We start from the raw sequence: 9104 nt of genomic DNA, 5'->3' as shown, positions 1-9104 counted from the left end.
TCCCGCTGCCGATCCGCCTCACCCTGCATCACGCAAGGATCCCAGCCAGCGCTCAGGCCGAACGCACGCCACGCGGATTCTTCAGCAGTCTCCTAGGCCATGCGGTGGGAACAGCGCCACCTCGGTTCGCCCGAAAAGCCCCTTGATCTGGTCTTCGTAGCTTCGGACCGTAGCAGTCGAGGCGATGATCTTTGCCGGGATCGGCGTCTCACCTCGGTGATCGGTGGTCAGGTCGTCGATGACAGGCTCATAGAGGCCGACCATCGATCCCAGAGGACCTGAGATGAGGTGCAACTCATCCTGAATGATCAAGCCCGGAGGAGAGAAGAGCCGGTCTCCATTGGCGCCCAAGCCGAACAGGCTGGCGGCCGCGGGCTGCCAAGCCATGGTAGCGAACTTGTCAACCGTCCCGATGACGATCGAAGGCAGGGAGTCATAGATGTCCTCGTCGACGACGTGCACGGGGAGACCCTCGCGACCGTTGTAGCGACACTGTTCATCGACGCAGCGGAAGATGAAACGTCCACCGGCCCAGACGTAGCCCGGGGTGTCCTGCCCCCTGGCCTGTCGGATTGGCCCCATTCTTGTGCCGCACCACGGGCACTTGAGAAGGAGGAACTGGTTCGAAGCGTAGTAGTCGCGTCGCAGTTGGCGGAGGCTGCGTTCGGCACTGCTCCAGTTATTTGGCGTTGAATCGTTGCCGAGCCAAACTCCAATTCCGAAGGGCGCGGTACCGAGTTCAGTCTCCGATCGCGACCGGAGGTCCTCCAACACACAGATAAGTGAGGAAGCGCGCAGAAACTGCTGGGCCGTGAGTAGGCGCAGCGTGTACCGCATGAGCGTGTCAGTACCGGCATCGTCGGGATTCCGTAAGCGGCGGGAGAGCAATGAGATTGCGGAGGCACCTAGATAAGCTTCAGTCTTACCGCCCCCCGTCGGGAAGAAGATCAGGTCAACAAGCTTGCGCCTAGGATGCGACGAATCGACAAGCTCCGGCAAGCTGGCTAGGATGAATGCGATTTGGAAGGCGCGCCAGCGGCCGTCTCGTGGGCCAGGCTCAGCAGTGGGGTGTAGACCGACTGGCCGATAGACACCCTGGCTGTCCTTGGTGATCTTTCGTTTGTCCAACCGCGAGCGAATCTGTTGATAGAGCATAGCGTAGTTCGCCAACCGGAAGGCACGGGCAGTGAGCGGCTCGTTTTGGATGAGGTACCAGCCTTCTTTCATCCGTTCGAGCGCCTCACGGCACAGTCGGACGTGACGCGTAGCTGCCGTCTGGTGGCGAAAGGGGAGGTCAGGTATTGAGGCTGCACGGTCGTCAATCCATTTACCGTAGAGCCCGAGAACCTTCTCGACCTGCGCGTCGCCCTCCGCAGAGGCGGCAGCGAGCTCCTTCATGCTGACGCTGACTGACGTGCGGCTGCCATCTGCGTGCTCTTCGTAGACATCAGGGGTCAAACTGGTGACCTCGTACGCCGGCAAAACATCAGCGGAAACGCTCGGAACTGTCGGGATGTCGTCCTCAGCCCCCTGAACTTCGTCCCACTTCGCCGCGCAGCCGTGCCCGATCGCGAAGGTGCGCTGGTGGCGATAGAGCAGCGCGATTGACTCCTCCTCGTCGTCGCTGTCGGATCGCACAACCTCCGGGTACGGCTCGATGCGAAGGCCTTCCGCAGCCACGGCCGTAAAGCCCACTTGGAAGAACGCGCTGCCGGGTCCAGTCCCAACTACGTCATCGACTACCGCAATCGTCACGAGGCGGAGTTCGGGGTCTCGGTCGGCCGGCACCAGTCGCGTGAACACCGATACAGCCGGCTTGATCCGCGGAGGAAGCTTCGGCTCTTCGATGACCGGCGTGGTCGCGATGGGAGTGCGCTTCCTCTCACGACGCAGCACTTCAGCCGTCACCACAGCGTCAAGGGTGAACGGTCGACGTACCCACCACGTGAGCTGCGGTGTGCCCGGAGCGGTGACCTTCACCGGGTCGTAGTAAGCGCCCGTAACGCGCAGACGCAGCTCCCCATTCTTGGGCACTCTCACCTTGAAGGAAATGGCCATGGCTGACGGCTTGCGGCGGTTGGCATCAGACAGGTCGAAGTCGTCAGAGTCGGTTTCGTCCTGCTTCGGGTGCCGACTAAGCTCAGCCGGTGGCTGATCGGGGTTGTCCTCGTTCTGAGCCAGGCCCGGGATGATCGCCGACTCGACATCCTCAGGTTCCGGAGCGCCGCCCGAGGTGCCCCCGCTGTAGAGAACGCCGACCCCGTAGCGGCGGAGCGGGTCAGAGCGCGTCAAGACTTCCTCAAGTGTGTCGCGGTCGTGGAACTGCCCCGCAGCTTCGTCCTTGGTCGCAAAGGTCCAGGTCGGCCCTGAGCAGTCCAGTGGTGCTCCGTTTGGCGCTTCACCTGGCGGTGGCCCGAAAAGTTCACGCCGGACGGCTGCCTCAACAACCTCGCGTGCCTCAACGCCGCTCATAGTGTCCCTTTCACTCCAGCTAGCCCAGTGGATCGTTCGACCACCCCGTAGAGCCGATCGGTTGCCCGAGTCAGACCCACGTACAAGATCGACTCGAAGTTCGGTACCAGATCGCGATCAAGATCCGTTACGATCACGGCCGGAGCTTCCAACCCCTTGAACGCCTGGATGGTGGTGTAGCGGAGCTTTCCCTTCTTGGGCGGCCGTCCGTCGGCGGGAACTAATAGGCCCTTGACCCACCGATCGCTAGTCATTGCCGCGGTTGAGCTCTTGCTAAGCGGGCTTAGGACAACAATCTCAGCCAAGTCGAAGCCCTCTTCGCGGAGCGTCTGGACTGCTTCGCGCAACTGGGGTGATTGGTCGTCACCACGCGTATACTTGAGCCAGACCGGGTTCGTGCCATCGTCATCGCGGCGGAATTTCTCGTAGCCAGGTACGAGACCGCTGAAAATGTTCACACTATATCCAATCCGCGGCAAGTTGCGGCAGTTCATGGTCAAGCGGTGTGACGGCAGGTGCGGCATACGCGCTTTGAGCAAGTCACGTCCTTGCCCATCATCAAAGAGTGCTTGGCGCTCGAAGTCGCCAAAGGATAGGACCCGCCCAGTCGCCAGCCCGCCTCGGACCATCAGGTCGAGAACGTCGAGGTAAGGCTCGATGAGTAGGTCTTGGATCTCATCGATGATCAGGAAGTCAGCAGGCTCGTCCTTCGAGTCCAGTAGCACGTTGAGTGCCCGCTCCGGCAACTCGCTTCGCCAGAATACGTCGTTGGCATTAGCCGGCGCCCGCAATCCTGTGAGCTCCAGCAGTTGCCGGTGGAAGGTGCCCACACGTAGCCGAGGGTCGTCGGGCATTTCGTTCCTAAGGTGCTTACCCAGTAGTCCGTTGTAACATATGAGGCGACCATGATTGCCCATCGCGATCTCCCGGTGGGCTGTCTCCATTGCGAGGAATGTCTTGCCAGAACCGGCAGGGCCGGTGAAGAGGACCGCATGATTGTCGGCCATGGCATCGAGCGCGGAGTATTGCTCCTCCACGAAGTGCACCAACTGGCGCTCGCGCGCCGACCGCATATCGCCCGGGACTACTCCCAGTTCGAAGTTCGGTCGTAGGACCCTCGCGATCTGATGCGCCGTCGCTTCGTCGGGCCCCACGCCTCCGTATGAGAAGCCGGTGAATGTGTCGTCAAGGTGCTTGATACCCCCGGTGAAGACACGCCGAATGGCCCCGACGGGGTCTTGCTTCAGATCCTCGGAATCGACTATTTGCCAACTGGACCACTCGGGAGTGGGCTTAAGCATGGTCCGAGCGCGGACAGCCGTGAACCAAACAGCACTCAAGGTTGGCAGTGAGCGCAGATCTATCTTCTTCCGTTGCAGGCGCTTGCGGATTGAGTGCATTGCTTCGCTGGCCTGCTTGAAGGGTCCTCGAGTCGTCGGAGGCTGGCGACCGAGATACCAAGCACCATCACGGAAGTCGATCTGCTCATGCGACTTCACTTCGATGACTAACACGCCCATGCCAGGAGCGATTACAACGAAGTCGGCCTCCCCCTCGGGGTTTCGGACATGCTCCGCGATGTTGAGGGAGTGCAGCACAATCCAGTTTTCGGTGTCCTTAGCGCTCGCCAGCGCACGATAAACGGATTGCTCGCCTGGCGCAGAATCCTCTGGAAAGAAGGCCGGGATCAGTCGAGCCACTGCGCACTCACATCGCTAAACGGTAACCGAACCTGGGAGCGTGTCACAATCTCTGTGAACGGTGACCTCGCCAACACTCGAGTGACAATCATGCCACGAAAACCCTCGTGGGACACGTCAAGGTGCAGAATCCCATCGCGTTCCAGTGTTCGAAAGTTGGCCTGGCTAACGGCGAGCTCCAGTTCTTTGCGGAGTCCCGCGCTTGCTTTGTGGACCGCCCGTCGCAGCGTGATTGCATTGTCGTAGGTCGGCTGTGAAGTCATGGCGAGCCACTCCAGCAGCAAGGCGAAGTCGGTGTCTCGCTGCGGGCAAATGAGCCGTGCCTCGGTCCACGCGCGAACTTGGCCAGCGGAGCGCACGCCAAGGGCGAACAGTTCGTCGGCCGCTCTCCGGACGCCGCGCTGGTCTAGTCGCTGTTGGAGGGCGCGCTTCCATCGTTCCTGGGTCGCCAAGATGCCTTCAGCCCGAGGCCCAAGGGCACGCATCGCCTGGTCATACATGACGCCCCGCTCCGTCTCGCCTTCGCGCAGCACTAGGTAGGTCCCCTGAGTGACGTCCGAGACCGACGTGTAGCCGACGCGATCGCCTTCGGGCTGTCGCGGGTCAAGGGAGCGGATCCGGTCCCCGTCATCCAGCCACAGCGCTAAGCCACCGCCGAGCAGCACCTTCCACGCCATGACTTCGTCACTTGCTGGCTCACGGTCTGCAGACAAGCGGCTGTCCCACACCGGTTGGGGGAAGTAGGTGTCCATCACTTCGGTGTCATTGGGTAGTGTCTCCGGGGGCTCGGTGGTGTCTCCAATCTCATACACCGCCGCCTTGACCTCAATCCTGCCCTCGGCGTGCGGGCCGAGACTGGAACAGGGCGCTGCCCGGTTCCCGAACCAGGCGGGTATGACGAAGGTGACCTCGCTCGTGGCTGGCGCCGTCATGAGCGAAGATGGAACGAATGCGGGCGGAGCTATGACATAGCTCTGCTCAGTTCCGGCGGAGAGATGACCAAGCTCACCAGGAACGAGAACGGGCACCCCCGCCTGGTCGAGCCACACCTGGAGTCCCGCCCGAGCTGAACCCTTGGTCGCCACAACTATGCAGGCGCTCTCCCCCACTTCACGAATCGAGTCGAGCAACAGAGGCCCCAACGGTGAGTCGGTCTCGCTCACGGCCGTCGCGGAAGCCGCGAGTTGGTCGAGCAACGACTCGTCGCCTACGAAATGACGCAGGCGTTTCGTATGCCGCAGGACTGCCTCGACTATCTCGACCTGGGCGGGTTGGTAGGAGTTCGGCTGCGGTTGGGTCATCCTGCGCCAGCGCAGCGCATTTGCCGCTTGGAGCAGGTCCGTCCAGACGTCGCTTCGCTCGTCCCCAAGCGTGAACAATGTTCTGCGGATCGCGGCGTTGAGCTGGGCACCTGATGGGTCACCGACGGCGAAGATGGAGACGCCGTGCTCGGCCACAGCGCGAGCGGTGGCGTACCGGTGAATCACTTCGTGGATGCGGCTCACAGAGAAACCGTGAATCCGAGGGCCTCAACCGCGCCCGGCGGGGTCCAGTGCAGGTCCGCCACGACAGAGATCGGCCGACTGTTACTAAGGCGAGCTTCGATGATCGTATCCGCATCCGACTCGTCGGCGATTGAGCGGTCCACGACACAGACCACGATCGGCACCGTGATGTCGTTTAGGTACTTGAATGCGCCGTAGCGGTCCAAGATCGCAGTCGTGCACGACTCAGGCAATGCCTCACCTTCGCTCAGGCGGGCTGACGGGATCACCGGTGTCGACCAGGTGCCGACTCGCTCGCCGTAAGGCAGCACGTACGCGCTAAGCGGGGTCCTGTCACCGCCATCCTCGTTACTGTTTCCGATTAGAGCGTCGAGGTCTTCGCGCAGCCACTTGGAGGTGCCGACAAGCGCCAGGTCCATGGGTGGGGCGGCAAGCCGTTCATACCACGTCTCGGCTGATCCGGTGAGCTTCCCTAGATACCCGGGAGTCGGCACGCTTCCGACAACGGTGGGCGTTTCTGCATCGAGCTCGGCCACAGCGCGGTGGCGTTCCACAGGCAACAGCCTTCCTCCCGTAAGGACACGGGGGTCAGGGCGGTTCTCGTCTAGCCACGAGAATGCACCCGTCAAGATGAGCGTGTCCGTGACAGCACGCATATATTTGGATCGGTCCGCCGACCGGAACACATCGATCGGCGCGGCCAGCTTCGGTGCCGTGCTGGAAAGCATCCACCCCGTGCCGATAAGTGCCGCGACGTAATCTCGGCACGGAACGGAGATTGCGAGCACCAACTGACGGCCGTCCAGGTTGGGCAAATATCTGCGGAGTAGCGACCCGAGACCGACGAATGCCCCGATCCATGGAGCGGGAGCAAGGGGCTGCCCCGGCTCATCGGCAAGCCCCAGAACCACGCGTGGACGTGCAGCGTTCTCCATCACTTGCCACTCGCCTGCTCAGATTGATTAAAGAATCTCATGTCGCTGAGGAGCCCGGAGGCTGCTTTCGGCAGAATCAGGCGCGGTGCGGTGGTCGGTGAAGTAAGACGGCCAGATGAGGTGCTCATCAAGACTCACGCGCCCGTGCCATGTCGGTCGTGAAAATGCTGGGACCCTTGGTGCATTGCGGTTTTGATCGCGGTCGCAAGGGACTGCGCGAGTGGGGGTGGAACTGCGTTCGAGACTTGCTCAACCTGGGAGGAGAGGTTCCCTTCAAGAACAAAGCTACTTGGGAATCCTTGAAGGAGCATGGCCTCGTAGATGCTAAGGCGTCGGCGACCTTCTGGGTGAATGTGAATCTCTCGATGGCCATAGGCGACTGTTGGGCTCGGTTCGTCCCACTTTAGCCGACGGAAACTCCGACCTGCCCGATCTGCCCCTCCAGGCTGGGAGAATCGCTTGGATCGGGGTCGCATGGTCCAGTGATTTTCGTGATGTGGTATGGCAGACTTATCGAGGTCACGAGAGAAGAAGGCCGGGTCTGGAAGTGACCCGATTGTGGCGCGTACCGTAAGGTCGGTCGCCACAACCTTTTTGGGCTTGAAGTTCCGTGCAACTCTGTCATCCCGGAAGCCGGAAATGATGACGCGATTGCGCGTCTGCGCGACCCCAAAGTCAAGCGCCGAGTACTCGTTGACGTCTGGGATAAGTCCAATCTTCCGAAACTTCGAGAGAACGCCTCCGAACGCGACTGAATGCTTGGCGTCACGGATGCCAAGCACGTTCTCGAAGAGTGCGAACTCGACGGTGTACTTCAACTGCAGTGCTTCTACGATCCGAAGGTACAGGAGCGGAAGCTGGTTACGAGGATCGCTCGCTGCTGATCTGGGGTTTGCTCGGGAGAATCCCTGACACGGGGGCCCGCCGATCACCCCTATAGGCTCCCCAGGTTCTAGGAGCAGATCCAGATGATCAAGAACTCCTTCGGGACCAAGATCCACAAGGTCTGCCGCGATCGACTCGGTGCTCTTGAAGTTTCGGCGGTGAGTCTGAATAGCTGAAGCCGACAGGTCGACCGCGAAGCTCAGGGGGAAGCCTGCTCGCTGGAAACCGAGGTCCAGCCCCCCAGCACCAGAGAAGAGGCTGACGATCTTGGGCAGGACGTCTGTCGTTACAGTTGCTGAACGCGTTGCTTGGTCCGGCCGGACTAAGGGCTCCGGCGACTCATGTTCCTTCGGGGCCGGTTCGGGACTACTCACGCGCTCACCATAGCGACGATCAGCTAGGTATTGGGTTAAGGCAGCCAAGTGATTCCTTGGGAGGGGGGTTGACGACACAGACCTTGGGCAGGAACCTATGGGCGCTCGTCCGGTCTGTGGAGCTATGAGGTTCTCGACGACGAGGCCGCGCATGGGCTCGTAGGTCGGCGGGGCGAGGCGCCCGGACCGGACGCCACCGTGGCCCGACCCGCTGACGGTCCTGTGCGTCGTCCCGCAGATGTCGGCGACGTCACGATAGGCCTGACTACGGCGTTGTTGGCGGTGAGGAGGTCCATGACTACGAATATTTGGGCGATCTGTTCTGACCGGCGCTGCCCCGAGGCCCTCGGGCTGTCAGCGAGAGATTCGGCCATGGACTAGATGCCAGTGACTGCTCGAACCTGCGAACCGGGGCGAGGCCCAGTCCCTGTGACAGCCCGATGCCCAGTCCCTGAGACAGCCCGATGTCGATGACTGGCTTGCGGTTCGTCGCCACTAGGGCACGAACCAACACTTTGTCGGCGACCAATTACGACCTCAAGATCTTCTTAAGCGTGGTCGGCAAGAAGAATGGCACAGGTCACTGCTCGAGATGGGTTGGCGTTCAAGCAGCACCAGCGGGCTCCTCGCCGCAGGCCCGGGTGTCAGGCTGGAGGTCGGCATGTCAGCCCGCGCAGTGAAACGTGGGATGTCCTCGATCGCTGGGCTGTTCGCCCGACCTGATCGCTCGTGGTGATGCCGGGATCACCGACACCGGTCCTACGCGGCCTGTCAACCCGCAACGTGCTGCGAGGACGGGATGCCATTGATCCGGGACACCGTGGACGCTGCCCCGGGTGCTCAGCCCACAGAGGTAGGCCTTTTCGCGGCGTTGCGCACCAAGTGTGACCGGATCATGGTGCAAGCAAGGCTGCTGGGTTTGTTGCGGCACAGTGAGGTCCTCGGCCTGCGCCTAAAGGATGCGCGGGTAGGTGAGCGGTGGGTGTTCATAGCCGACAGCTAAGTCGGGCACCAGCGACTCGTGCCGGCGGCCAAGTTCTTCGACACCCTGGCCGACTAGCGGTGCGAGGAATGCCCGGCGATTGCAACCTCGAGAGTGTTCGCGGCCCTCACGGTCCCGCGTCGAGGGCACCCGCTTAGCCTCGATCCACCGACGGACGTCGTTGAGCAGGGTGTTGCGAGGGCATAGGCGATTTCTCGGGAGCGGGCGTAGGAGATCTCCCGACCTCGCTG

At 61.7% G+C, this 9104-nt stretch carries 5 protein-coding genes; all 5 read right to left on the bottom strand.

Annotated features, from left to right (window positions below; genetic code table 11):
* Positions 1–81: 81 nt before the first annotated feature.
* Positions 82–2472, bottom strand: a complete 2391-nt coding sequence (locus tag DA085_RS20505; RefSeq protein ID WP_202619352.1) for a hypothetical protein — start codon at positions 2470–2472, stop codon at positions 82–84.
* On the bottom strand, positions 2469–4172 hold the full coding sequence (locus DA085_RS20500; protein WP_109474856.1) for a nuclease-related domain-containing DEAD/DEAH box helicase: 1704 nt from the start codon (positions 4170–4172) through the stop codon (positions 2469–2471). The genes DA085_RS20505 and DA085_RS20500 overlap by 4 nt, the downstream gene beginning before the upstream one ends.
* Complete coding sequence (locus DA085_RS20495; RefSeq protein WP_109474855.1) at positions 4160–5677, bottom strand: hypothetical protein; 1518 nt, start codon at positions 5675–5677, stop codon at positions 4160–4162. The genes DA085_RS20500 and DA085_RS20495 overlap by 13 nt, the downstream gene beginning before the upstream one ends.
* On the bottom strand, positions 5674–6405 hold the full coding sequence (locus DA085_RS20490; protein ID WP_202619351.1) for a hypothetical protein: 732 nt from the start codon (positions 6403–6405) through the stop codon (positions 5674–5676). Before DA085_RS20490 ends, DA085_RS20495 begins: the two co-directional genes overlap by 4 nt.
* Positions 6406–6746: 341 nt before the next feature.
* Positions 6747–7871: a DNA cytosine methyltransferase gene (locus tag DA085_RS20485; protein WP_202619350.1), complete on the bottom strand. Its 1125-nt coding sequence runs from the start codon at positions 7869–7871 to the stop codon at positions 6747–6749.
* Between the last annotated feature and the right edge of the window lie 1233 nt (positions 7872–9104).

This window comes from Ornithinimicrobium cavernae (assembly GCF_003121625.1).
Classification (GTDB): Bacteria; Actinomycetota; Actinomycetes; order Actinomycetales; family Dermatophilaceae; genus Ornithinicoccus; species Ornithinicoccus cavernae.
Note: the sequence above shows the minus strand (reverse complement) of the source record. Positions and strands in the feature narration are given on the sequence as shown.